Here is a 1,028-nt window from a genome sequence, read left to right on the forward strand (position 1 = left end):
ACGTGTTGTGCGATTAAAAAAAAGATAGAAATGAAAGAAAAGGTTGCGCATTTTACTGAGAAACAGTATATTAAAGAACAATTACGACCAAGTAAATTATTCTTTATGCACAACCTTTCGACCAATTTCCGTTTATTTCTGGACATCACCAAATCTGTTTTCAGATCGCAGATCAATACGGATAACAACTTTAAGTTTTATCCCCGTAAACCAAAGTTCTCTGACTGTGAGATACTTGCGTTAACTCTGGCGGCCGAATCTATCGGAATTGATTCGGAAAGCTACCTGTTTGGAAAGCTACGCTCCGATTATTCGGCTGATTTCCCACAATTAATCCACCGCTGTAATTTTAACAGGAGAAAGAAATCTTTGGGAAGTTATTTACAGCAGCTCAACCAGTACCTGTCCAGTCAGCTGAACGAGGGAGAGAACATCTTCATAGTAGATTCTGTTCCAGTCCCGGTGTGTAGGATTGTCCGGGAAAAATCATCGAAAATCTGCAAAGAGAAATTTGAGACAGCACCGGACAAAGGATACTCTGCCGTAAACAAGGCCTGGTATTACGGCTACAAGCTGCATCTGGTTACTTCGGTTAAAGGCGTATTCCACTCGATGGACTTAAGCAGGGCCAGCGTACATGACATTCGTTATTTAGATGACATAAAGTGCTCCGGCTTAAACAACTGTACCCTTGTCGGCGATAAGGGATATCTTTCAAAAACGCATCAGATTGATCTTTTCAGTACCGCTAAAATAGAGCTGAAAACTCCCATGCGCAGCAACCAGAACAATAAAGAACCGGTTGAACCGGTATTTAAACGAGTCAGAAAACGGATTGAAACTTTATTCGCCCAGCTCTGCGACCAGTTTATGCTCAAAAGGAATTATGCGAAATCTGTGGCAGGTCTATCGGTTAGAATCCTAAACAAGATTACAGCTATTACCTGCCTGCAGTTCATCAATAAACAGAATAACAGACCGCTAAATCATTTAAAATATGCTTTGGCTTTTTAATCGCACAACACGTT

General features: G+C 40.9%; 1 protein-coding gene. It reads left to right on the forward strand.

The features are described from left to right. Window positions 1-30 precede the first annotated feature (30 nt). On the forward strand, window positions 31-1,014 hold the full coding sequence (locus FW774_RS20260) for an IS982 family transposase (RefSeq protein ID WP_149350356.1): 984 nt from the start codon (window positions 31-33) through the stop codon (window positions 1,012-1,014). Window positions 1,015-1,028 lie beyond the last annotated feature (14 nt).

Origin of the sequence: Pedobacter sp. BS3 (assembly GCF_008274585.1) — a bacterium.
Classification (GTDB): domain Bacteria; phylum Bacteroidota; class Bacteroidia; order Sphingobacteriales; family Sphingobacteriaceae; genus Hufsiella_A.